Source organism: Spiroplasma endosymbiont of Lasioglossum villosulum (genome assembly GCF_964020195.1).
GTDB lineage: Bacteria > Bacillota_I > Bacilli_A > Mycoplasmatales > VBWQ01 > Spiroplasma_E > Spiroplasma_E ixodetis_A.
In genome coordinates this window covers 749167-775643 of record NZ_OZ026539.1, presented here as the reverse complement: position 1 = coordinate 775643, position 26477 = coordinate 749167, and the positions used below count along the sequence as shown (strand labels likewise).

General features: G+C 22.9%; 24 protein-coding genes. 19 read left to right on the top strand and 5 right to left on the bottom strand.

The annotated features are described in order from the left end of the window. Nucleotides 1-180 precede the first annotated feature (180 nt). The 7 genes from AACK81_RS04405 (at nt 181) to AACK81_RS04375 (ending at nt 8739) form a co-directional block, all read left to right on the top strand. The gene (locus AACK81_RS04405; RefSeq protein WP_338960085.1) at nt 181-1257 is read left to right on the top strand and encodes a type II CAAX endopeptidase family protein; all 1077 of its coding nucleotides are present in this window, start codon (nt 181-183) and stop codon (nt 1255-1257) included. Between the two features lie 11 nt (nt 1258-1268). After that, complete coding sequence (locus AACK81_RS04400; RefSeq protein WP_338960083.1) at nt 1269-2198, top strand: RluA family pseudouridine synthase; 930 nt, start codon at nt 1269-1271, stop codon at nt 2196-2198. Nucleotides 2199-2352: 154 nt separating this feature from the next. Continuing rightward, nucleotides 2353-4266, top strand: a complete 1914-nt coding sequence (locus AACK81_RS04395) for a hypothetical protein (RefSeq protein ID WP_338960080.1) — start codon at nt 2353-2355, stop codon at nt 4264-4266. A 21-nt stretch (nt 4267-4287) separates the two neighbouring features. After that, a complete protein-coding gene (locus AACK81_RS04390; protein ID WP_338960078.1) occupies nt 4288-5025 on the top strand; it encodes an Abi family protein in 738 nt (245 codons plus the stop codon). A gap of 155 nt (nt 5026-5180) precedes the next feature. Next, complete coding sequence (locus AACK81_RS04385; RefSeq protein WP_338960076.1) at nt 5181-5657, top strand: hypothetical protein; 477 nt, start codon at nt 5181-5183, stop codon at nt 5655-5657. Nucleotides 5658-6523: 866 nt separating this feature from the next. After that, nucleotides 6524-7027 carry a Pycsar system effector family protein gene (locus AACK81_RS04380; protein ID WP_338960074.1) on the top strand — a complete coding sequence of 168 codons (504 nt, stop codon included), beginning with the start codon at nt 6524-6526 and terminating at the stop codon, nt 7025-7027. 236 nt (nt 7028-7263) lie between these two features. Beyond that, the gene (locus tag AACK81_RS04375; protein WP_338960071.1) at nt 7264-8739 is read left to right on the top strand and encodes an anthrax toxin-like adenylyl cyclase domain-containing protein; all 1476 of its coding nucleotides are present in this window, start codon (nt 7264-7266) and stop codon (nt 8737-8739) included. On the opposite strand, the gene AACK81_RS04370 is transcribed toward AACK81_RS04375, so the two are convergent. Further along, nucleotides 8714-10780, bottom strand: coding sequence for a hypothetical protein (locus tag AACK81_RS04370; RefSeq protein ID WP_338960070.1), 2067 nt, complete (start codon nt 10778-10780; stop codon nt 8714-8716). The two genes, AACK81_RS04375 and AACK81_RS04370, sit on opposite strands and share 26 nt — an antisense overlap. A gap of 126 nt (nt 10781-10906) precedes the next feature. Between AACK81_RS04370 and AACK81_RS04365 the strand changes: the two genes are divergently transcribed. The 10 genes from AACK81_RS04365 to AACK81_RS04320 all read left to right on the top strand — a co-directional run bounded on the left by AACK81_RS04365 (nt 10907) and on the right by AACK81_RS04320 (nt 20477). Further along, nucleotides 10907-11800, top strand: coding sequence for a hypothetical protein (locus tag AACK81_RS04365; RefSeq protein ID WP_338960067.1), 894 nt, complete (start codon nt 10907-10909; stop codon nt 11798-11800). Between the two features lie 13 nt (nt 11801-11813). Continuing rightward, a complete protein-coding gene (locus tag AACK81_RS04360) occupies nt 11814-12968 on the top strand; it encodes a YitT family protein (RefSeq protein ID WP_338960065.1) in 1155 nt (384 codons plus the stop codon). 151 nt (nt 12969-13119) lie between these two features. Further along, complete coding sequence (locus AACK81_RS04355) at nt 13120-14163, top strand: DUF3137 domain-containing protein (protein ID WP_338960062.1); 1044 nt, start codon at nt 13120-13122, stop codon at nt 14161-14163. A 54-nt stretch (nt 14164-14217) separates the two neighbouring features. Beyond that, nucleotides 14218-15294: a hypothetical protein gene (locus AACK81_RS04350; RefSeq protein ID WP_338960061.1), complete on the top strand. Its 1077-nt coding sequence runs from the start codon at nt 14218-14220 to the stop codon at nt 15292-15294. A gap of 22 nt (nt 15295-15316) precedes the next feature. After that, nucleotides 15317-15655, top strand: a complete 339-nt coding sequence (locus AACK81_RS04345) for a hypothetical protein (protein ID WP_338960059.1) — start codon at nt 15317-15319, stop codon at nt 15653-15655. 278 nt (nt 15656-15933) lie between these two features. Next, complete coding sequence (locus AACK81_RS04340; RefSeq protein WP_338960057.1) at nt 15934-16203, top strand: hypothetical protein; 270 nt, start codon at nt 15934-15936, stop codon at nt 16201-16203. Between the two features lie 248 nt (nt 16204-16451). After that, nucleotides 16452-17657: a hypothetical protein gene (locus AACK81_RS04335; protein ID WP_338960054.1), complete on the top strand. Its 1206-nt coding sequence runs from the start codon at nt 16452-16454 to the stop codon at nt 17655-17657. 543 nt (nt 17658-18200) lie between these two features. Further along, nucleotides 18201-18983, top strand: a complete 783-nt coding sequence (locus AACK81_RS04330) for a hypothetical protein (RefSeq protein WP_338960051.1) — start codon at nt 18201-18203, stop codon at nt 18981-18983. Between the two features lie 124 nt (nt 18984-19107). Further along, the gene (locus AACK81_RS04325; protein ID WP_338962999.1) at nt 19108-19452 is read left to right on the top strand and encodes a hypothetical protein; all 345 of its coding nucleotides are present in this window, start codon (nt 19108-19110) and stop codon (nt 19450-19452) included. 173 nt (nt 19453-19625) lie between these two features. Continuing rightward, nucleotides 19626-20477: a hypothetical protein gene (locus AACK81_RS04320; protein ID WP_338962996.1), complete on the top strand. Its 852-nt coding sequence runs from the start codon at nt 19626-19628 to the stop codon at nt 20475-20477. A gap of 71 nt (nt 20478-20548) precedes the next feature. On the opposite strand, the gene glpK is transcribed toward AACK81_RS04320, so the two are convergent. From glpK to glpO, 3 genes are read right to left on the bottom strand one after another with little or no spacing between them, the layout of a single operon-like run. Further along, the gene (gene glpK / locus AACK81_RS04315; protein ID WP_338962994.1) at nt 20549-22117 is read right to left on the bottom strand and encodes a glycerol kinase GlpK; all 1569 of its coding nucleotides are present in this window, start codon (nt 22115-22117) and stop codon (nt 20549-20551) included. Between the two features lie 25 nt (nt 22118-22142). Next, the gene (locus tag AACK81_RS04310; RefSeq protein ID WP_338962992.1) at nt 22143-22916 is read right to left on the bottom strand and encodes an MIP/aquaporin family protein; all 774 of its coding nucleotides are present in this window, start codon (nt 22914-22916) and stop codon (nt 22143-22145) included. Nucleotides 22917-22934: 18 nt separating this feature from the next. Then, the gene (glpO, locus tag AACK81_RS04305; protein WP_338962989.1) at nt 22935-24047 is read right to left on the bottom strand and encodes a type 2 glycerol-3-phosphate oxidase; all 1113 of its coding nucleotides are present in this window, start codon (nt 24045-24047) and stop codon (nt 22935-22937) included. Between the two features lie 267 nt (nt 24048-24314). On the opposite strand from glpO, the gene AACK81_RS04300 reads away from it, so the two are divergent. Both AACK81_RS04300 and AACK81_RS04295 read left to right on the top strand, forming a co-directional pair. After that, nucleotides 24315-24944, top strand: coding sequence for a hypothetical protein (locus tag AACK81_RS04300; RefSeq protein ID WP_338962986.1), 630 nt, complete (start codon nt 24315-24317; stop codon nt 24942-24944). Nucleotides 24945-25415: 471 nt separating this feature from the next. Continuing rightward, a complete protein-coding gene (locus AACK81_RS04295; RefSeq protein ID WP_338962984.1) occupies nt 25416-25577 on the top strand; it encodes a hypothetical protein in 162 nt (53 codons plus the stop codon). A 73-nt stretch (nt 25578-25650) separates the two neighbouring features. Here AACK81_RS04295 and AACK81_RS04290 read toward each other — a convergent pair whose 3' ends face one another. Then, a complete protein-coding gene (locus AACK81_RS04290) occupies nt 25651-26475 on the bottom strand; it encodes an HAD family hydrolase (RefSeq protein WP_338962981.1) in 825 nt (274 codons plus the stop codon). Nucleotides 26476-26477: the final 2 nt, after the last annotated feature.

Below are 26477 nucleotides of genomic sequence, written 5' to 3'. Positions count from 1 at the left end.
TCTATCCTCCTTTTCTTTTTAAACTCTTCACATATAAATATTGCATTGCATTATAATAAATTAATATAAAATTACAAGTTTATTATATTACAAGATTTCTCACTATATGTTATACTAAAAATTAATATTAAATACTAATTTTACTAACAAAGGGTGAAAGTTTTCGTGCAGTACTTATACATGTTTAATAAAAAATCTAATCAAATTAATGTTTCTCACAACAATGATATCATACGTAGAATTAATGTAAACCAAACTGATAACATTAATAGTAATAATTTAGAAAAAAATGAACAAAAACAATCATTTATTGATAAATTTACTTCAAAATCCCTTAGTTGTGATGACACCAATAACTTTAATTTCAAAACAGCCAGTTGAACTCTAACAATAATTTATCTTATATCTTTTATTATAATTCCAATTCTTTATAGTTTAATCAAAACTTATGCTGTAAAAGATACTAGTCAAAGTTCATTTCTTAGTCTTTTTATTTTTAGTTTATTGCCAATTTTTGGCTTGGTTGTTTCACTTGGTATTGATTGAGAAGCTATGATTAAAAAAGGCGGGTGGGCTGCTTATAGTCATAGTGTATTTGGTTTTATTAGTGTAGTATTTGTTCTTTTATTTTTTATTGCAACAAAAGTTATTAGTGGTAAAGATGATGATGTAACTTCGCTTGCTACTACATTTTTAATTCAACAGTTATTTCAATTGTTAGGATCAATTTTAGTATTAGTATTTTGTAGATCATTACGTGAGAGAATTATTACTACTTTAAAAGAAGCAAAATTAGATTTAATAACTTGAGTTACCATTTTTGCTGTTATTGGTACTATTTTAAATATTATTTTCAACATAATTCCTAAATTTAGTGAATTTAATATGTTAACAAGTAATAATACTTCAAAAAATCAAGATGTTTTAAACTTATTAATGAATAGTCCGTATGGCATTTTTGTTTTAGTTCTTAGTACTATTTTTATTGCTCCAATTAATGAAGAAATATCATATCGTCATGGTACTTTTACCATTGTTCGTTATCGTTGATTAGCATATGCAGCTTCATTAATTTATTTCCCATCAATGCATGTTATGGATAGTGGTGATTGAAATAATATTATTGGTTATTTAGGATTTAGTATTATATTACCCTTATTATTTATAATGACACGGGGTAATACTACATATACTATTGGTTTACATGCTTTTTCTAATCTAATTGCAACTATTTCTGGTTTTATTAATAAAAATTAAAAGGAGAAATTATGACTACCTTAACAATTACTCCCAATGATGCTGATCAAACTTTAATTAATTATTTAAAAAAAGTATTTAAAACACTACCACTGTCAAAAATTTATCGTTTATTTAGAACAAAAAAAATCAGAGTTAATAATAAAACTACTACTGATTTTAAATATCGCTTACAAGAAAATGATTTAGTAGTCATTTATGAAAGTAATTTAGTTGTTAACTATAAACCAGAAAAAATTACTAAAGAAGCACCAATTGAATTGTTTTATGAAGATGATAATTTTTTAATTGTTAATAAAGATCATAATATTGTTGTCCACCAACCATATGGTTCTTGCTTAGATAACATGGTAAAATATTATTTACAACAAAAATACCCGAAGAAGAAACGTGAGCAAACATTTAATATTAGTCATCAGTATCGTTTAGATAAACTAACTAAGGGTTTAATTATTTATCCAAAAAATAAAATGACACAAAACGTACTTCATAATGCTACTAAAAATGGTCAAATTATTAAAAAATATTTGGCTATTTGTTCTGGTCAATTAACTAAAAATTTAAATATTTCTGGTTATATTACTCATGATGAGTTAACAATGAAAATGAAATTTTCAATTGAACCAAGTGAACAAAGTAAAAGTTGTAGCACCATCTTTACACCAATATTTAATACTAAAGACTTTACTTTAGTTGAGTGTCAATTAGTTACTGGTAGAAAACATCAAATTCGTAGTACTTTACAATTTTTAAATTTGCCAATTGTTGGTGACACTAAGTATGGGTCAACAATAGTTACCCCTAATAAAATTGCATTATTTGCTTATTATTTGTCATTTAATGATTTAGAAGAACCATTTACTTATTTGAATGATCAAAATTTTATAATAAAAGATTTAAAAACAGATTTAATTAAACAGATTAAAAAAGAAAAATGATAAAATTAATCTATACTAATATATAGATTACATTTTTATTTTTTTGCTATTTTTTATTTTTAATAGTGATTAATAATATTGAACTTTTAATTTTGGGTTGTTAACATATTTAAATAAAAAACAAAATTAGTTTTATTTATATAGATTGGGTGAAGTAATGACAACTAAAAAAGGTATTTTTAATACAATTGTTGGTGTTATCATGACAATTATTATCTCTATTTTACAGTTAACTTTTCTTTATGTTACTGGTTTAGCATACGGTGAAAAAATTAATGGTTTAATTCGTGTTATTATTTCTTTTTTGACTTACCTTAGTTTGACAGAAGGAGGACTTGGTTTAATTACCATTTTTTCTTTATATCGTCCGTTACAAAATGATGATTATGAAACCGTCAACGATATTATTAATACGACAAGAAAAAATTATCATCATTCAGGAAGAATATATTTAATTATTCTTGTCAGTGCTGGTTTTATTTTAGGATTAGCTAGTGTTCATTTACCAGAAATTGGTTTAGATATGGAAATTCCTTTTTGACAAGTAGCACTTATTATTATTTCTTTAGGATCACGTGAATTAATCTTTTTTTATTTTAGTGGTGCTTATCAAAATTTAATTCAAGCTGATCAAAAAGGTTATTTAAATCGTTTAATTTTTATTTTTTCAGAGATTATTATGTATATTTTACTAATGACGTTATTAGTTATTAGAAAGTCTGATGGTAAACCGATAGATATGTATATTCCTTTTTTTGCTTATTTTGTTTGTGGTGTATTAAAAGCATTTGTTACTTTTATCGTTATTAAAATTGAATATCCATGATTACAACATAAAAAATGAACACAACAAAAAAGGATGCTAAAACAATCGTGATGAGTAGCCCTGAATCGTTTACCTGACATGATTATTTCTAACATTGATATTATTTTAATTACTTTATTTTTATCACTGACAACAACATCAATTTACACTATTTATATTATTATTGCTACAACGATGCGCTCAATTGCTTTAATTTTAATTAGTTCTTTTCGCGAAGTTTTTGGATATTGAATTGCCAAAAGTGGACGAATTAGATGAACTGTGTATACTAAATTTGAGTTATATGCTTATATGATTGCTGGTTTTTTATTTATTAATCAATTTATTATTACTCAATATTTAGTGTCTGCTTTAAGTATTACAAATATTAATAATTCTGATGGTAATTTTGATTCTTCAAAAAATCTTTTTATTAATTTATTTTTGTCACAACCATGATTTATTTTACTTTTATCTTTAAAAAATACAATTCAAGTGGCAACCGAACCAGGAAAAGTTATTGTAAATGCTACTGTAAAACACAAAGAAACAATTTGAGGTTCATATATTCAATCAATAATCAATCTTGTTTTAGGTGTTATTTTGGGTTGAATACTATCAAATTTAGGTTGAAAACATCAAAGTTATCAATATTTATCATTAAGTTTATATATGATTCTTTTATCAAGTTGTATTGGTTGAGTTTATCGTTTAATTTCAATCTGAGTTTATGTTTGAAAACATTTGACGTATAATAGTGATTTACGTTTTATTATTCAAAATACTTTAGTGTTAATTATTCCAATTTTAGCAGTAACATTATTTGGATGTCTTTATTTCTTTGATAAATATCCACCAACATATAATTTCACAGATTATAGTTTTGTATTACGAGTTATCGGTTATTCATTATTGTATTCATCAATTTTAATTTTTGGTTTAGCAATGACTATTAATTTTCGTCAGTTTTGATCAATTTTTAATTTTAAGAAATTTTTTACTAATTTATTTTCACGTAAACGTAAGCAAAAAGCATTTATGAATCAAGAAGTACAAGAATTTTTTAAAGATAGTAATAAACCTAAAAATAACTTTACTAATAAAACATTTGATTGAACTGCTACTTATCAAAGTACCAATATGAACGTTGATGACTTTATTGAACAAGAGTTGTTACGAAGAAAAAAAGAAGTAGATATTAAAAGTGAAACAAAAGAATCTGAAAATTCTTCTATTCGCGTTGGTATTTATAAAATTAGAGGTTAGTTTATTTAAGGAGTGAATTACATGTTATTAAATGAAGAATGATTTGTAGAAAATATTGTTGAAGAAAAATATTTAGAATTATTAAAGCGTAATTATCCTCAACATCAACTTAAAGATTTATTTTTATTAAACATTGATTTACGTTTATTGTATTTAAAACATATTTTAATGATTGAAAATTCTTTAAAAAATGCTTTATTACATCAACTTTTTAATGATAATGTTCAAAATTTAGATAATGCTACTTTTCTTAATCCAGAACACCTAGCTCAAATGAAAACAGCTTTACGTTTGATTCGTGCTGGTTATAATAAATATAATAGAAGTGGTGTTTTAAAATCACGAACAATACGCAGTTTAATAGAAGTTATGTCATTTGAATGAACAATGAAATTATTACAAACTTTAAATGATAAAAGTATCGCTAAGATTGCTCATTATTTTGGTATCAAAGAATTTAATGATAGTAAAATTTTATTAGAACAGTTAGAATATATTAAAGATGTTCGTAATTATTTATCACATAATTTTAAAGTATTAGCAATTCAATTTAAGTATAAAGAACGGTTCGCTTATTATGAACAAACTTTAAATGCTAATAATGATCATCATTATTTGCACTTATTAATTACTCGTTTTTCTAGTAAAAACCAATTACTAGCGCCATTTAATGTTGATTATGAAAATTTATTTAATAGTTATGATGTTAAAATTCATGATTGTGTTAAGAAAGATACTCAAAGTATAATCCATACTTAATATAGAAAAATTATTAAATTTTAGTAGATTTAATTTAATAAGTATATTATAATGATATCAATTAATTACTAGTGTAAAATAAACCATTGTCGTTTAAAAACGACAATGGTTTATTTTATTTAGAGTTAATGAAAATTAAAGAAAGTAGGAAAAAAATGAAGTCAGAGTATAATGAAAAAAAAGATTTAAATATTACAGAATTAAAACGACTTGACTTATTAAAAGAGTTATTTCCTAAGGAAATTATTAGTAAAAAAAATCTTTTTCAGATAATGAATCATTTTTATAAAAATTTAGAAGTAAAATATAAAGGTATATCTAATTATTTTGCTCCAAATATTGAAAAAACCGAAAATAGTATATTACTTAATACAATTTTTAATTTAAACAAAATGAAAATCACAGATAATATACAAAAGGGTTTTTTAAATTGTTTATTATTGAAAGGTAATGCTGAACAATTATATGCAAGTTTGTTAAAAATATCAGAAGTACAAAAGGCGCTTGATCAATTTATTGAAAGAAATAATGAATCAGTTACAAGAAGTTTTTCTGCAACAGTAGTATTAGATATCAATAAAGAAGATACAGTATCTACTTTCGTTATTGAAAAAAATAATATTTCTTTATAATTAATTATATTTATAAACTTAAAATATTAGAAAATAATAAAAAACATTAAAGAAAATGGCTTAAATATTTAAGTATTTTATTAAAAAAAGAATTATAAAAATTACTATTATCCTATTTAAAATTTATTTAAATAGGATATTTTAAGTTATAAAAATAATTAGAAATACTTAATTATTTATTTGATAGTATGTTGTAAATAATTAATAATTTTGTTTTTTTATATAAAATATAATATTAAATTAATAAAAAAATAAACTTATCAAAATATAATTTGATATTGATAGTTGAACATAAAAAATAAAAACGTTATACTATCTCTGGAGTTAAATGGTAAAAGAATTAGTGTTAAATATAATATTTAAATATATTAATTATTAATGTTTTAAATTATTATCAAAATAGTATTTAAAAATATTAACAAAAGTAAATTTATAATTAAAGTCAATTTTTATTAACAATATTAAAATATTAATGTAATTTTATAATTAATAATAACTTACAGTCAAATATTAATTTAATTGAATATGCTTTTATAAAACGTTCTAATTTTTAAAAATTTTCTTATCAAAAACCATAAAAATAATCTTAGTTTGAAAAAACCAAAAACTATTTTTTAGATAGTTTTTTATTAATAGTTAATAATAATTATCAAAGTTTGCAAAAAATCATCATAATGTTTTATAAAACAAAATTAAAAATAAACTTGATAAAAATAATTTCAAAGATAAGAATAGTTGTTGTTTTTAGTTACACTTAAAAATTTAAATGTAGCTTAAAGAAATAGAAATTAAAAAAAATAAATTTAATTATTAATTTAATTTATTTTTTATTTAAATCAATAACTAATAAAAAGGAATTTTAACTAATGAATGACAATGAAGTTAATTTACTAAATGAAATTAAAAAACAAATAGAAAGATTTGATGGAAAGGCTAGCATATTATCAGCTATTGCCGGTGCTCTGTTAGGACTGTCTTTTGGTTGAATACCAATATTTAAAAATATTGAAAATTGTAATATAACAATTAAAACATGTTTTTTATTTACTTTTGTACTTTTATATGTAGTGTTTTTATGTTTAGCATTTTTATTTTTTATTTTAACAATTTTTCCAAGAAGTACACCTAAAAAACTTAATAAAATAAGAAAAAATGATTATACTCTTTATTATAAAGATTTACAAAAAATGAAACCTGATAGTATTAAAGAAATAATTTTACAAGATCAAGAAACTGACTTATTGAAACGAATTCAAATTAATTCTATTATAACTTGTAAAAAACATAAAATGTTAGTTTTAGGTATTTTATTTTTAATTTTATCAACGCTTTCAATAGTTACTTCACTTTTACTTTATATGTTTATATAAAATAAACTAGAAAAATTAATAAAAAAGACTATTTTTAAAAATAGTCTTTTTTCCTTTTTGTTTTTAAAAATGTGTACACTTATTTAGGATATTTTTTATAAAATTAGAAAAATAATTCCAAAAATATTGATAAATTAATGTTTTAATTACAAAAAAAGTAATAAAAAAGAAAAGAATTTTTCTTTTTTTTGAAATGTAATTAACAGATAAAAAGAAAGAAGGAGAAATAAAAAACTATGGAAATTTATGTTAATGATGAAGTTAAACAATGCAAAAATAATGGAATTTTTGAAGAACATTTTGCAGGTTTTATTAAAACTGCTCAAGAAGAAAATGTAGTTCTTATTGTAAGAAATGTTAATCCAATAACAAAAGTATTAATACCTCAAAAATATCCAGCAAAACATTTTAGTATTAAAAATAAAAGTTCTGATTGAGGTGTACAATCTGGCTTTATAATTTCTTTAGATGAGTTAACATTTTTAAGCAAGATAGGATTAAAAGATAATGAAACACAAACTGAAAAAATAAATCTTCTTTGTAAGAAATTTTCAATAAAATTAAATAAAAATAATAAAGATAATAAAATAAATCCAGTTTCTTTAAAATTAAAAAATAATGAAACTATTTTAAAAATTACTAATGAACATTTTTTCTTTTTATTAGTTAATATGGAAAAATTTGGAATTATTGATGCTGAATTTTTTTTGGATCAAATTTTTGTTAAATGTTGTCAACCAAAAAATAAAAAAAACGAGATAGTACTTTATTTAGAAAAAGAAAAAAATAATAATACATATAATGTTTATTATATTTTTGCGCTTGATGAAGAAAATAATATTAAAAATTTAAATAATAGAGATTTAAAAGAAATAATAGAAATTGAAAAAAATAATTTAATTTATTTTCCAATTTCTATTTTTTGTCAAGAAATTTCTAAAGAAAAAAAACCAATAATTCCTGATTATGATCTTTTTGCAGTTTGTTGAACAATAGATGAATCAATAAAATATCATCAACCACCAATACCTACTAATTCATTTGCAGCATTGAAAATAGATAGTTGATCAAATAGTTATAGAGAAAGAGATTTGAGTAAAATTTTTAAAAAAGGTCATAATTATGAAAATTTTTTTGATTTTAGATACTCTTTAGAAATATCAAATACTTTAGAAAACAAAGTATTTCTTGATAAATTAAGTAAAAATTTGGGTTATGAAGAGGCAATAAATGATCAATTATGTCCAATCCAGCATTCTTTTGAACTTGTTAATATTAACGTTAGAGATTTTAATGAAAATTTTTATACATTTTTTTTACCTAATCAACAATTATTAACTGATTTTACATTTCCTAATGGAATAAAAGTAGATAAACAGACTATTTCTTATTTTGCTGTTTATGAACCTTTTAATGATGGAATTTTTTTATGAGAAAAATTTCTAGAACCTTTTTTGTTTTATATAAAAACAAAAGGATATTATGTTCCAAATAATTGTTTTGTAAAACAAACTGATTTTTTAGGTTTTGCTAATTCATTTAATCCTTGAGTTAGAAAAATAAGAGAAGAACAAAGTGAAAGACGGAAATCTAATGAACTAAGTTTATCAGTTAATGTTGAAGCAGTAAATAGCTTAAAAAATGATAAACCTAATTCCAAAAAAATAAAAGAACAGTTATTTTGTATTAATTCAAATTTGTCTTTGTGTTAGATTGCTTTTTTTTAAATTGTTGTTTTAAGTATCAATCATAAATAATAGCAATAATAGTTAAAATGAAACCAATACCAAGAAAACCAGAAATAATATAACCTAAAGTATTACCACGCGCTTCATTAATTGTTCAATTAACTGATAAATTTCTTAGATTATTAATTTCTTTTGCATTCATATTTTCTAGCTCCTTAGAAGTATAATTAAGTTTTAAAGCAGCATTTCATAATTTTATACCAGTATCAGCAGTTCAAAATTCAACAATAGGTAAATTATTACCATGATAAATAGTAAAATATTGTCAGTTGCTAATATTATTTCAATTAACAGTTTGTAGTAAATATACATTATTATTGCTTTTGGCATTTAATTTAAAAGTAGTTTTTGGTTTTAATGTTCATAAATTCATTTTATTCATAGTAGTACTATCAATAGTAATAATATTTACAAATTGGATAGTATTATCATAGTTAAAATTAATTGTAAAACCGTCATTAGTATTAGTGCTATTAATATCATATAAATTATTATTTACTATTCCAACATATTTAGTATTAGTATTAGTACTATTATCTAGTGTTGGCAAAATATTTTGATTATATATTAATACATGATAAGTTATTATTTCATCTTCAAATTTAATATTAATTTCAGAATTACTATTAATAATAGTCGTAATACTATTATTAATATTTGGTAATAATGGTTGATTATCATTAATAGTAATATCTTTTAGCTCATCATTAGTTACATTTAAAATTAAACTATTATTACTAATTCAATTATTAGTACGATTAACTGCAGTGAGTTTATCTTTATCAATATATGAATTAATAAAATTAGTCAATTGTTCATCTTTAGTTTTAGTAAATTTAATAGTATTAATTCGACTTCAATTGTTATTTTTACTATCACTTAGTAATAATTTACTTGTATTATTATTAATAAAACCAAGATTATCATTTATTCTTTGGAAATTGGCACAATAACCAATTTTAGTAAAAGTACCTAATTCATTTACAAAATAGCCAATTTCTTGTTCATCAATAAAAACACCTAAACCATCATGAAGTAAAATGAAATTATTCATATAATGTTCATTAATTTTTGTAAGTTTAATAGCATTACTATCAGTAATGCTTAAATGATAAGGTTGTCCAAAAAATTTGGAGCTATTTTTGAGATTTATATTTAAAATTCCTTGATTGTTACCAGTCTTGCTAAAAAAAACAATAGTAGTACTAAACAGTGGTTCCTTATTAATAATTAATGGTTTTGTTGTAGCATTACCATTATCATCTATTGTTAAATAAAATAATTGCCCATTAACATCACGAATAATGCCACCATTATCATTAATGGCAACAAAAGAATTTAATAGTATTGGATTAGGAACATTAATATTAATTGGTTTGATATTACCATCAACTTTTAGAATATAAGAATTTTGATCACCACCAACAAAAACGCCAAAAGTAGCATTTATAGTAGTAAAACTAGTTTTACCTTTTCCATAATGATAGAGAGTAACTAACTTAGTTACTTTTCCGTCTGTATTAATTAAGTCAGCACCAATATCGGTACTAACGATATTATTACCAAAGTTAGTAAAAGTATGATTTGGAGTTTCAATGGCAGTAGCATCATCACTAATACCATTTTTAGTCATTAAAAATGAATTATTAATAAAATTACTATCATCACTTTTATGAAAATTATTTAAAGTAGCAATTCCTAAGTTATCATCAAATCTAATAAAATTACTAATTTGTAAGTCTAAATTATTATATGTGCCATCCTTATTTAATAAATAAGATTGTGCTTGTGAATTTGTAAAAATACCAGCAATAGAATTAGTTGAATCATTTTTATTTCAATTATAAAAATTTCCACTTTCAAAAGTTAAGGTTAAACTTTGTTCGTTTAGGATAGTATTTTCTGATTTTATTTCTTTATGATGATAATTATTTATTTTCACTTGGCTTAAATTAGTAAAAGTGACTAGTGAAATAGTAACTAGTGTATATAAAATTTTAAACATATTATCAATTCCTTTAATATAAACTAATATTAATTATAAAGATTTTGAAGATAGTGTATAGCAAAATAATAAAAATAAGTTACAATTTATATATGATATTTTATAAATTAAGGAATGATTATAATTATGAAAAAAATTTTAACATTAATGGGTACTATTGCTTTTGGTAGTGGAATAGTAACGCCAGTTTTAGCTTGTTCTGATCAACAACAAGATAGTATTTTAAAAGCAATTACTAATGGTAATGGTAATTATAATGGTTGAGAAGCAACTTTATCAAAAGTTGGTATTAAAAAACCAGTGGATGTTCCTGTTGATGGTCAAAGACTCGAAAAAGAACAAGTTATTAAAAATGAAGCATTAGAAAACAGTCTTGCACAATCACTTGCCAAATTAATTTTAGATAAAGCAAATATTAAAGAACCAACTTGATTTGATAGTCAATTAGAAGTGGGTACTAAATGTTATTATTTTACGATTGATAATGGCAAAATAGATGAATCAACAAAAGCAAGAACTTGAGATGTTGATGCTTCAACTGGTAGAATTAGTATTAATATTACTTATCAAGTTGGAGTAGTAAATAATGATAAAAGTTTTAAAGTTGAACAATACATAAAAAAAACTTTTAATATAAAATGTTCTTATACACAAAGCGATTACATAGTTTATAGTTGTGTTAGTGATGTTACTAAATTATCAGAACAAATAGTACCAATTAGTGTTGATGAAAAAACTAAACCTGATATTGATAAAACATATGCTGATTTTTCTCAAAAAACTAAAACTTTAGTTCAAGAAGGAATAAGTTTAGCATTAAATAATAATCCTCATGTTAATTCTGTTAATATTAATATCAAAGGAATTGATGGTCAAAAAGTTACAAGTTCTGGTCCTAATAAATTAGAACTTAAAGTTAATTTTGTGATTAGTTTTCAAGATTCATTAATTGACATGTCTTTACCTTCGCCTTATGATGATAGTAATTATGTTCCAACAATACTTCAATTTAATAGTTAAAAAGGAGTTTAATATGTCCAATAATTCAGAAGCAAAAAATAAAGATAAAGAGCCACCGTTAATTGTTGATGCCTTTACTTTTAAAAATATTGGTGTTAAGCAAGAGATCCATTCTTCATGAAAAAACTTTAATTGAAAAATAACTTCCAAAAATTTATTATTAATTTTTATTGGTGCTTTTTTAACAACTGTTTCCTTTTTTTATTTTATTAATCGTGCTGGTTTATATACTAATGGTTTATCAGCTTTTGCACAATTAATAGCTAAATTTATTGCCTTATCTTATAATGGCAGTATTACTGAACAAGAAACAAGCCAAGCATTTTGATTTTATCCAGTATATTTTCTTATTAATGGTCCTATCATTATTTGAGGATTATTCAAGGTTGGATTTCGTTTTACTCTTTATACTATTATTTATTTGTTATTTCAAAACGGAATTAACTTTTTGTTAACATCAATTGATGTTCTTAAAAATTTTCAAGTTTTAGGTAATGAGCCATTAAAAGGTACTACAGATTATTGGCACTTAGTTTTACCACGTACTTTTATTTTTGCTGCTTTAGGTGGATTAATTTATGGTGCTGGTATTGGTATTTTATTTAAAACTGGTGGATCTAGTGGTGGTATGGATTTTATTAGTACTTATATTTCTATGAAACGTAAATATTCAATTGCTACTATTATTAGAAATACTAATATTATTATTGTTGTTATTGTTTTAATTCTTGATGGAACTTTTTTACAGAAAACTAGTCTTGTTGATAATTTTTTAGTTAGACCTTATTTTATGTCAACGCTTGTTTATATTTATGTAGCAGCTTTTGTTATGAATAGAGTTTATCCAAAATATATGTTGATGAGTGTCTTTATTATTTCTAATGAATTAGAGCAAATCCGTAATGATATTTATCGAAATAATTATTTACGTGGTGGTAATGTTTGAAATGTGAAAGGTTTGTATTCAGGTAATGAATATAAAATGATGATGACAACAATGTCATTATTAGAATATAATTTTTTTAAAACAAAAATAGTTCGAATCGATCCTAAAGTTTTTATGGTAGCAGTTCCTGCAAAATATATGCATGGTGGTAATGCAGGTAAACCTCCACAAAATGCACCTGTTAATATTACTGAAATTAATGATTTTTTAGAAAAAAACTAATAATATATATGTTATAATGTAATTAGTTTTATAATAATAGGTTTTTAGACTTCTAAATAGATTATTACATCTATAGTTAGTCTTTTTCTATTTTTTATAAAACAAAATTAGTTATAAACTATATTAAGAATTAAAAAAGAATGGAATAATTATGAAACATAATTTATCGCCAAAGGTTGTAAATGAGATTGTTAATAATATTCATACTGACTATAATAATAGTAGTAATCATTGATGAATTAAATTAATAAATAATCGTTTATGAATTAGTTTATGAATTATTACTACCATTATTGCTCTAATTGCTCTAATTGCTATTGGTGCTAGTATTGGTATTAACAAATCATCATTTATTAAAAAACCATTTACCATTATTAGTATTATTGGATTCATTGTTGGATTTTTTTTATTAGTACAGAGTTTTGTATTAAAAACTAAAATTCATGAAAAATTAATAGAAGAATTACCAATTATTAACTATTATCAATGAGTTATTAAAGATAATAATTCACAAATGAATTTAACAACTATTAGTGATTATTGAACAATTGAACCACAAGGAAATTTACCTTTAGATGAACAACCTAATTATTATAATTATTGCGAACAAGTAATGATAGGAAGTATTAATGGTCAAAATTTTAACTATGGAAGTATCATTAACCAAAAAGTTATGTATGAAACAAGTTCTGGATATAATAGTGCTGCTCAAGTTATTGAAACAGAAAAAATTACTTGTTATTATACACGTTTTGTTTATTACACAACTATTATTAGGAATAATAATTTTACAATGACATTAACACCACGTAATATATTTTCAAAAAAATTTCGTAGTAAAAAGAAAGTTCAATTAGAATCACATTTATTTGAAGATTTATTTGAAGTAAAATGTGATAATCAAATTAAATTAAGATTAATTTTAGAACCAAAAGTAATGAATTTACTTAATGAATTTGCTTATAGTTTAGGAAATAAGGATTTACCAGTTATTCACATAGAAAATGAACAATTAACATTAAGTTGAAAATATGAATTAGGAAAAAATCCTTATAATGATGGAAAAGGAAAATTGATGGTTTTACCCACTACTACTAATCTTGAAAAGTTTATTAATAAATTATTAGCAATGATTAGTAAAGATATTTTAAATTTAACGCAAGCACAAATGTGAGTTAATAGCTTACAATTATAATAATAATTTATATAAATTACTTTATAATAATTTAAAAATAAGGTAGATAAAATTATGAATAACTATCAATTATTAAAATCAAGTTGAAAATGATTTAACAATAAATATTTGATGCAGACGATCTTATGAATATTGTTAACAATTTGTTTGATTATTTGTGCAATTTTATGAGAAGTTAAAAGTAGTATTTTTAATAAAATTTTAACATTTGATTTTTTTAATAATGCTAGTATTACTGATGAAACTATTATTACTTTAAAAACTTATTTATATATTGCTATTTTTAGTAGTTGTATTGCAAGTAATACTTTAATATTTATTCAAATCAGATGTTGAATGAAAAAATATATTGAAAATAAATATAAGGTAATTTCAAATTTTGAAAATAATTTCTTTATTTTTAAAGCTTTATTAGTATTAAATGTTGCTAGAAACATTACTTATATTTTTTGTTTTACTAATGTTTTTACCACATTATTTGTTTTAACTTATTGATTTTGTTATTTTATTATTTATATTATTTTAGAAAAAATATTAGAAGAAAAAAATCAGATTCTTGGTAATCCTTGATGAAAAGATATAGAAAAACGATCATTATTTATTATTTTAGGTTTTGAAGTTTTATATTTAATTGTAAAAAATTCAATTTTGAATTTTACTAAGGGTGCTATTAACATTGATCAAGTTTTAAAGTACTTTATTCCCGCTAGTTCTTTAGCATTAATATTAGCAGTCTTTATTCAAAGTTTAGTTAAAAACGATGTTAAAACTATTTTAAAAAATATTAAAGATGTTAAAACCAAAGTTGATGATTTTAAAATATTTTATAATTGAGATTATAAAAATATCATTAGTGATTTTCTATTTGTTAAAGAAGCACCAATAATTATTCGAAATGAATTAAAACAAAAAGTATTAACTAATGAAGAAAAAAATAAAATATTTGAACTTTTACATGAAATTTATCAATTTCTAATATTTGTTGAAAAACAAAATATTAAAGTTAGTGAGTTGAAATATATTTATTATCATTTATTTTATGAAATAACAGATCGCGTTGAAATTTCACAAATTAAAAATAGAATTATTAATACAAAAAAGAAAAATTTGAAGATAATACTAAAAAAGTAGTGATTATCTAAGGAAGTTTATTATGAAAAAAATATTAAAAATTATAAGTGTTTTTGCATTTACTAGTATTACTAGTATTAATATTAGCGCATGTGATGTTTTTCACAATTCATCAGTTGATTATCAGCAATTATTAGAAGATGCTGCAAATTTAATTGCTAATAATACTTATCCCAATTTTACTAATTTTTTAAAACCCGAAAATAAAACTCATGTTTCTGATTTTAAAAAATTAATTGAAGACAATATTTGGAACTTGTTTAATACTGCTCCAGAAGATTTTAGTAAAATTACTTATGAAATTACTAATGGTCAAGATGAAATAAAAAAATTAATAGTACTAACATTAAAATTCATTTAACTATTTATAATAATTCTGCAGTAAAAGATTGTAGTTTTAATGCTAATTTTAGTCCATTACAAGATTATATAAATGAAAAATTAGAACCATTAGTTAATGGAACACAATATTTATCAATTAATAAAAAGGATAGTGGTGGATTTTATAATGATTTAGTTACTGCTGGTGCTACTTTTGAAAGAGAAGAAAAAAATCAAAAAGAACAATATTTAAGAAATAATTCAGATGCAGCTGAAAATTTTTGAAAATCATTTCAAGAGTGAATTCCTTCTGAAGAAGTGAAAAACCCTTTACTTGATAATATTTTAGTTCCATTGTTAAATTTTATTCCAAAAAAACCCGTTACTTGGTTAACTTTTGATAATTTTAAACCATATTTGTTAAATGCTGGTGGATATAATAATGTTATTGCTATTACTGGTAATAAAAAATTTGGTGATAAATATTATGATTATATAAAAATTGGATTAGAGGATAAAAATTCAAAGGATATTGCTTTTGGTAATAAATATGAAGGTTTAACTTTTATTTTTACTACTAATAGTTAATTAATAAATTTTTAGTTCCTTTTTGAAAAGATAAAAATTAATAATAAAAATTACTTTTATAACTATTTTTGTTTTAAAAAAATTAAAAAAATATAGACAAGTTATAAAACACATACTATTATTTTTTCATACCTTTTTAGGTTAAATAATATATGCGACTAAAAGAAGTAGTTTCACATAATAATTATATTACTGGAAGCTACTTTTTATTTTAAAAAAGTAGCAACTTAAAAAAAATATTATTATATATGAAAGAAGTGTTTAAAATGTCTCCTTTATTTATAGGTAATCAAAATCCTAATATTCGTAGAATGTCTGATGATAGTGCAATAAGTTTATTGGGTTCAAGTGGTGATTTTTCTAGCATATCTAATAGTAGTACAATATCTATTTTTGAAGAAACTGCTATTAAAGAAAACAAATATTTATCAAAAATAACTAAACTTTTAGGTAAAAATATTACTTTTATTGTTGCTCTTTCTGGTAATATCACTGCTCAAATGATAATTAGTACTACTGTTGCTAAAACACCATGAAATTGACAAACTATTAAGGATAGTTTGATATTTAGTGGTATACTTATTGGTTGTGATACAGCTATTGAACCTTTTATTTTTGATTCAATCGAAAATATTGAAAATTGAGTTATAGATAAATGAAAAAACAATGAAAATAATATTAATGTAGGAAAAGAAATAATAAAAGTTATTCCTTTCTTATTATTTTTAAGTTATTCTGGTGTAATTTTGGATAGAGCTTCTAATAATATTTTAAATAGTTGAATTTCAATGGAAATTCTTGAACAGACAACTATTGAATTTATTAGTTATGTGTTAAATATGACTTTTCATGGTGCAATCATTTCTAGGATAGAAAAAGTAATAAAATTAGGTTGAGAAAAAGTTAAAAGTTTATTTAATAACAATATTAATGATATAGAAAATCAACTTCTTAATAGTGAACAAAATAGTGATGAAAATAGTAATTTTTTTTATAAAAATATTTTACCATTATTTTTTATACCACCAATATCAATGGCTATAACATGAGGTACTGAGAATTATATATCTAATCAAGAATTTACTTGAAAAAAACTGTCAACAGATGCTCCAAAAGTTATTGGTGGTATAACTCTTTCTCTAGTTTCATCTTTACTTAATTGTATGGTTAATAAAGAAGGAATACCATTTCTTCCAAAACTGAGTACTGTTATAGATACTATTAAAAGATGAACTGGTTATCAACAAAATAATGGTAATATTGAACAATCAGTAACATCATGTCAATCCTCTATTAATGATTCTTGTTTAATAGATGTTTTTAGTGAATTAGAAAGTATTGAAGAATTTTCTAGTGTTATTGGACAATTATGTAATGAAGAAGAATGAAATTTTGAAAAATCAAAACTATCTTTTGAAAGTGATGAAGAATTTTTTGATGCTGTTGAAGAGTAGAAAGTAGATAGTAATTTTGGATCTACTACTAAGCCAAGAAATAACTATGGAACATTCAATAACTATTGTGAGGGTACAAATTCTTTGGATGGTGGAATTAGTAGTTCAATTCTTAAAACAGAGTTTGAACAATCATTTCTTTCAAAGCCACGCTCATTTACTATATAAAACAGTATATAGTAAATGTATAATAATATTTCTATATTATATAATTATGTGATTTTGAAATTTAATAAATCAAAAAAAGTATTTTAGTAAATTAAAGTACTTTTTTTATTGTATATTTATTTTTTCAATTATAAATTTAAATTGGGATTTAATCAAAATACCATATAATTCAATATTATTTTATACTTTTTTAAATTTACAATTGTTTATATTAAATAAAATTAAAAAAATTATATTTTTGATGAATCTTAATATTGGTACAAGGAAACTACTAATATAAATTAGAACTATTCTGATATTTTTATTTTTAAATTTAATTAAAAATCAGATTATAAAAAATGTTATTTTTAACATATATAGAAGGAGAAAAAATCAATGTATACTAGTGATGAAGAAAATATTTCTATAGAAGATTTACAAAAGCAACTAGAAAAAATTACTCAAGAAAAAGAGGAAGTTCAATCTAAATTAGATGAAACTAGTAAGGCTAAAGAAGAAGTAGAGTCTAAGTTAGAAGAAGCTAATAAAGAAATTGATAATGCTAATGATAATGAAAAAATAAAAGAATTAGAAATTAAATTAGAAGAAGCGAATAAAGAAAAAGAAAATATAAGTAAAGAAAAAGAGGAAGTTCAATCTAAATTAGATGAAACTAGTAAGGCTAAAGAAGAAGTAGAGTCTAAGTTAGAAGAAGTTAATAAAGAAAAAGAAAATATAAGTAAAGAAAAAGAGGAAGTTCAATCTAAATTAGATGAAACTAGTAAGGCTAAAGAAGAAGTAGAGTCTAAGTTAGAAGAAGTTAATAAAGAAGTATCTAAATTAAAAGAAGAAATTAAAAACTGTAGTGATAATGAAAAATTACAAGAACTAAAAAATAAGTTAGAAGAAGCTAATAAAGAAATTGAAAAATTAAGAAAACAATTAAATGAAAAAGATAATAATGAAATAAAACCTAATCCTAAAATTGAATTATTAAAAGAGAAATTAGAAAGACTTGAAAAGAAATTAAATGAAAAGGAAAAAGAAATTCAAAATATTAAAAATGATCCAGAGTCATTAGAGGACTTAGAAGCTAATATAGAAGAAAAAGAAGCTATTGAAAAACAAATCAATAGTGTTAAAAAACAATTGGAAATTTTAATAAAAGAAAAAAAATAAGATTCATTTAATTAATTGTCAAATTTTACAAGAGCAATTAAAAGAAATAAATGAAAAACTTGATAATTGTCAATCTAATGAAAAAAATGATAATAGTCAATGTTGTGAAACAATTAATAAAAAAATGGATCAACTTCTAAATTATAATAATGATAAATCTATGAAAGAAATTGAGAAATTAAACAAAAATATTGAAGAAAAGAATAAACAAATTAAAGAATTAGAAGCAAAAATAAATAATAATAATACTAATAGTCAAGAAATTAAAGATAAGTTAAGTGAATTAGAAAATAATAAAAATAATTTAATTAAAGAAAAAGAACAATTTGTAAAAGATGCTGATTATGATAAAGCAGCTAAAATTGATAAAGAAATTAAAGATTTAGAACAAAAACAAAAAGATTTAGAAAAAGAACTTTTAGAAAATAATAAAAAAGAACTTGAAAAAAAGAACTTCAAGAAAAAATAATTAAAATTCAATCAAAACTTGAACAAATAAAAAAAGAAAAAATAGATTTAGAAGAAAAGATAAATAATAATAGTAACAATAATATTTGTTCTAAAGAAGAAGTTATTGGTGAATTTACTATTACAAAGGTAACCACAATTGAAGAATTTAATAGTACTAATAGTATTAGAGAAATGATTGCTAATAAAATAAAAAATCTTTATCCTAGCGCTGTTATTAATGAAGATTACAAAATTGAATTTGAAAATTTAAGTACTAATGATATTGTACAAGGAAAAGAATTAAAAATAAAAATTAAACCAACAAAAAATAGTAAAGTAAAAGAAGAATTAAATTTTATAGTTAAAATTAATTATAAATATGATGCCGAAGAACAAAAAAGAGCAGCAACTGGTATTTTAAGAAAAGCAATACCCACAGAATTTTGAAATGATAGAAAAAATAATAAATATCTTGCAATTTGACGTGCTGAAGGTCGATATGCAGCAGTAGCATCAATGATTCAAAATGTTAGACCATTACCTATATTATTAAGCGAACCTCATTTTGCAAGTAAAATTATAGTTGAAACATTTGCAGCTAGTTATTGAACTAATTATCATACACAATTTTGAGGATTATGAGTAAATGCTGATAATGGTTATTGACCTCAATATACTACTATACCTAGTTCAGATGATACTAATAAGATAAAAAATGTTAAAATTCTTTCTGAATTAAATAATACTTATTTTAATAAATTATTCTTTGTTATTGAAAAATATTTAAATGATTCAGGTATTAAATGTCGTATTTCTAAAAAAGCAGTAAAAGATTGATATTCTAGTTTATATTTATATGGAGTTGGAAATATTCAATTTAATAATCAATATGACGATTATGATAATGGCAAAAAACGACAATATTATATTCAAGTTAATTTTGATGTTTTATTCTTTGATAATAATGATTCTTCTTCAGATATTTCACAAGAGTTTTCTGGAGTAGTATTTACTTTAATTGATGAATTAGATTTATATTCTTAACAACTAAAAAAACAAAATAAAATAATTAAGTAAATTTACTTAATTATTTTATACTGTCAATTCAGTTATTTTTATTTAATAGAAGTAGTTCAACCACGTGTTCTTTTAACTGCTTCTTGTCAACCCTTATAAAAAGTTTCTGCTTTTTTTTCTGTCATCATTGGTTTATATTCTTTTTCAATTTTATTTATTTTTTTAATATCATTAATATTTCAAAATCCAATTGCAAGTCCTGCTAAGTAAGCAGTACCCATTGCTGTAGTCTCAGTATTTTTAGGTTTAATTAAATTAGTACGACTAATGTCACTTTGGAATTGCATAATATATGAATTATTACTTGCTCCACCATCAACTTTAATCTTAATTTTTAAATCTTTTAAATCTTTATTTAATTTAACATCTGCTTGCATTGCCAGAATAACATCTTGTGACTGATAAACTAATGATTCAATGGTACCTTTAACAATATGTTCACGTTTCGTACCACGTTCTAAACCAAATATAGCACCACGTGCTGTTGAATCTCAATAAGGGGCACCCAAACCAACAAAAGCAGGTACTACATAAATACGTTGTTCTTCTTTAGGATCAACAATTTGTGAATATCATAGACTTTCATCGGAACGATATAACATTCGTAATTGATCACGTAAAAATTGAACAGCAGCTCCTGCAATAAAAACTGAACCTTCTAAAGCAAAAACTGGTTCTTCGCCTGATATTTGATAAGCAATAGTGGTTAGTAAACCTTGTTTTGAAAAAAGAGGAGTATTTCCAATGTTCATTAAAATAAAACAACCAGTACCATAAGTATTTTTGATTTCACCAGGTGTTAAACATAATTGACCAAATAATGCAGCTTGTTGATCACCAATTGCAGCAGTAATAGGAATTTCTTGCTCATCATTTTGGAATAACATTCCTTTATAAGTAGTTCCAATTTTACCTGAACTGGGAACTACTTCTGGTAGCATATTTTTAGGAATATCAAATAATTCTAGTAATTCTTCATCTCATTTTTTAGTATTAATGTTGAATAACATTGTTCGTGAAGCATTTGTAATATCAATAACATGTTTAGTTTTTTCAACATTATTTTCAATACCATTTGTCATTTTATAAATTAATCAACTATCAATAGTACCAAAAGCTAGTTTTCCTTTTTTTGCTAATTCACGTGCATTTTTAACATTATCTAAAATTCATTTTATTTTAGTAGCAGAAAAATAAGAATCAATTAGTAAGCCGGTTTTTTTATGAATTTTTTCTTTTCATCCTTTTTTTGTTAACTCTTCACAGTAATCTGCTGTTCTGCGATCTTGTCAAACAATAGCGTTATAAATTGGTAAACCTGTATCACGATTTCATACTACTGTTGTTTCACGTTGATTAGTAATACCAATTGCTTCAATTTGATTAGATTTAATATTACTTTTATTTAAAGCTTGTTGCATTGTTGTTAATTGATTATTTCAAATTCCAAGTGCATCATGTTCAACTCAACCTGATTGAGGGGGGTAGTGCTGAGGTATATCAATTTGATGGATACCAGTAATTTTTCCTTCTTTATCAATAATTAAAGTACGACAACTAGATGTACCTTCATCTAATGCCATAATATATTTTTTTTCTTCTGACATATTATTTATCCTTTCTGTACTTTTATTAAAGTATTTCAATTACTTGAATTAAACCACCAGCAATAATTGCTCCTAAAATTGGTCCAATAACAGGCACTGGAGCATATTTTCAATCAGAACTTCCTTTATTTGCTATTGGTAAAATAGCATGAATAATTCTTGGTCCTAAATCTCGAGCTGGATTAATAGCAAAACCTGTTGGTCCACCAATAGCAAGTCCAATAACCATAACACCAATACCAACAGTCGCAGGTCCAGTAATAAACGCAGAACCACTATTAAATATTTTATAATTAATAACTAAATTTTTAATACCAATAGTAGCACAAACAATCATAACTAGCATAAATGTTCCAATAATTTCTGTTATAGTATTTCAAATATAACTACGTTCGGCTGGGGCTGTTGCAAAAGTTGCTAAAATTTTATTATTATCTTCAGTAATGTTATATTGTTTAAAATATGCTAAGTAAACAACTAATTGTCCTAACATTGCACCTAAAAATTGAAATAAAATATAAAATGGAATATAAAGGAAGTTTTCCCCAATAAAAGCTGTTTTTTTATTAGCAACTCATAATCCAATAGTAACAGCTGGATTTAAATGTGCTCCTGAAATTCCACTTAACATTGCAGCAATAGCAACAGCAAATCCTCATCCAGTACAAATAACAAGCCAACCGCTATTTTCTCCATTTGTTTTTTTTAATAAAACGTTAGCAACAACACAATTTCCTAGTAAAATTAGGATAAATGTGCCAAATAGTTCACCAATAATTACTTGTGAGACTTCTGACATAATATTTTCCTCCTTAAATTAAATATTTTTTATCATATTTGCTACTAGTAAAGCAATTGCTGGTGCTGAACTTAGACCTGGTGATTTAATACCAGCAACATTAATAAAGTTAGGATTATTACTAGCAAATTTTATGAAAAAATCATCAGTTTCAACACAAATTGCTCGTGAACCACTAATTACTTTACAAGTTTTATTAATATTTAAAGTTGGAATAATTTTTAGACCAATTTTATTAATAAGTTCAATATCTTCAATTGTAATTAATCTAGTATCACTTTTCGGTACATTTTCATGAGAAGTAGGACCCACCAAGATATGACCATCAAGCATTGGGGCAACTATTACTCCTTTACCATGAATAGTAGGTATCATAAATAGAATGTGATTATTTATAATATGATTTTCGGTTTTTTCAAGAATACAATACTGTCCTCTTCTAGTTTTTAAAGTGAAATCTTGACAATTTATTAACTTTGCAATATCATCAGCATAATGACCAGCAGCATTAATAATATATTTTGAAGTAAAAGTTACTTTTTTTTGCTTATTTAAACAAGTAACTCGAAAACCTGAATTTAATGTTTCAATATTAATTACTTGATGATCAACTTTTAGTTGTCCTTTATTTTTAATCATGCGATTAATTAAAGATTGTGTTAATAATACTGGATCAACAGCATATGAAGCAAAACAAAGTAGTGCACTAGTAACTTTTGGATTAACATTAGGTTCTAATGAAATTACTTCTTCTCTTGTTAATATTGATAATTCTTTTTTAGCAAGACCATTAGTAATACCGCGTGCATATAATGTTTGTATTTCTGAGTTTTCTTCTTTGCTAAAAGCAAGTATTAAAGAATCAATTTTTTTTCATGGAAAATCTAAATTTTTAAATCAATCATTTTCATATAATTTTCTGCCCTCTAGATTTAATTTAGCATTTAGTTTTCCTGGTGTTGGATCAAATCCACCATGAATGACTCCAGAATTTCCTTCTGATGTTTCTTGGGCAATTCTTAAATTTTTTTCTAAAATAACTACTTTTAAGTTTCTTTTTGATAATTCATCACTAATAGCAGCACCAATAACACCAGCACCAATAGTAATAACATCAAAATCAAATTCCATTACTTTCACCTCTCTCTAAACATCATTAAGAACAAAAGTTCTATCTGTGTATAGTTTAATTATAATATATTTTTTTATTATTAACTTAATTCCAAATATTAGGTTAATTTTTAGACATTTTTAAATGAGATTTTATTAAAAAAATAAGAAAAATTTGTGTTATATTATAAATAACTATATAAGTTCAATATCGTTATAATTTTAATGAGTATATATAAAAAGATATCTAATTATTAAAATTGTATTATTTAAAAGGTAGGTATATGAATGAAACAATTACTAATGACATTAAGTACATTAACAACATTAATTTTAACAAGTAATACTATTATTAATAGTATTAATGATAATATTGTTAATAACAGTAGCTTAACAAATAAATCATCAATAAAGAATTCTACAAATTCATTATTTAATAATCAATGAAATGTTTTAGATACTAGTGATTGAATTACTAACCAATCAATAACTGATTATAAGTTTTACAGTTATGATACTTCAGCATTAAAAAATTATACTTTTGCCAATGCTCAAAATACTTTTTTAGTAGATACAACAGGTAATCTAGTTTATAATACCAAAGTCATTGTTCCTGATAAAGATAAATCAGATATTGAAAATACTAAACAAGAAATGAATAATACTAAAAAAGTAACTACTATTAAAGATACATATAATCCATATAATAAAAGTAAATATAGTACTTCTTATTTTAGTGGTGATAATCAAGATTGAAAGTTAATTCAGCAAGGTGGAATTGAAAAACACATTGATATTTCACAACAAGCAGGTGCTGATAAAGTTGAACATAGTGATAATTTAAGTGAAACATTGGGTCTATATTATATTGCTAAAGCAACATTATCTAATAAAATTGATAGAACGATTGCTCAATAATTAGCTAATTATTTTATTAGTCAAAGTAGTTTAAAAGAACAAATTAATAATGAATTAGTTACTAAAATTATTGATTTAATTATTGATAATAAAGATATTTATAATTTTATTTATAATCTACCATTTAATATTAGCGACAAAAACTATTCATTAAACTATATTTTTGATAATGATAATATTACACAAAATGTAAATTTTAATTATACTACTAATTATAATGGAACAGATTCTACAAATGTTTATAATAGTGAGCAAAAAAATATATTTTCAAATTGAACTAACTATGCTAAATCTTGGGATGACTTTACTACTTTATTTCCTAGTATAAGCTTTGATAATAATTCTTTTATTTCTGCTGGTGATTCAAGTCAAAGTACTCAAAAACATAATATTAAAATTAGCACAAAAGATATAACAGAAGCGATTGATAATTCTGCTAAAATTCAAAATAATTTTTCTGTAAGTGGTTTTATGTGACATGCATATATTAATTCATCTGTTTTTATTTGACATGATTTTTCTGGTATTTATATTAAATTTTGAATTGGTGAAGATTCATTTTTTTATAATGATAGTCTTACTTTTTCTATAGTATTAGATAAAACTACTTTTAATAATTCAATGAATAGTTAGTTTATATTAAAAGAATGTAAATTTGAAAAATATTTATTTAATAATAAATTATATTAGAAAATTAAACTATTATTTATTCAAACTCTGATTTAGGAAATACATATTTATCGATAGCTTTTGCAACACCACCACAAGTATTTTTACTAGTAACATCATATGCTATTTCTTTTAAATTAGGATGAGCATTTTGCATTGCAATACCATATTTAGCCCACTTTATTAATTTATAATCATTCATACCATCACCACAAGCTAGTACTTGGTCAGGAGTAATATTTCATTTTTTGCATAAAAATTGTACAGCAGCAGCTTTATTAACACCAATTGGATTAATTTCGATAACACTATGAGAAGAAGTAGCAAGTTCTAAATCTTTTATAGTATTTAATTGTTCTAAAATTGGATTAACTTGTTTTTTCTTTTTACAAAATAATAAAATTTTATACATACCCTCATCGGTATTCTCATCAATTTGTTTAGTTGGTAGGTTATTAAAATTTTCCATAATTTTAACTTTTAGTGATCTGCGATTAATTAAGCCTGTTTTATTATCGGTACTATATCCTCACATTGCTAAATTATTTTTATTAGCAAATTTAACTATTGTTTGTATTTGCTCTTTTGTTAATGATTTTTCATACAATATATCTAATCTATTATCATTAGTAATATCAAGGATGTTACCACCATTATAACAAATAATATGACCGGTTTTTTCGTGCATTAAACATGCTTTTGCAATATCAATGGTTGAACTTGGTGCTCTTCCTGTTGCAATAATAACTTTAATATTTTTTTGATATGCTTTTTGAATTGCAATTAGATTTTTAGGATGAATTTTTCATCTACTTTTTAGTAAAGTTCCATCTAGATCAAGAACAATTAATTTAATAGCCATTA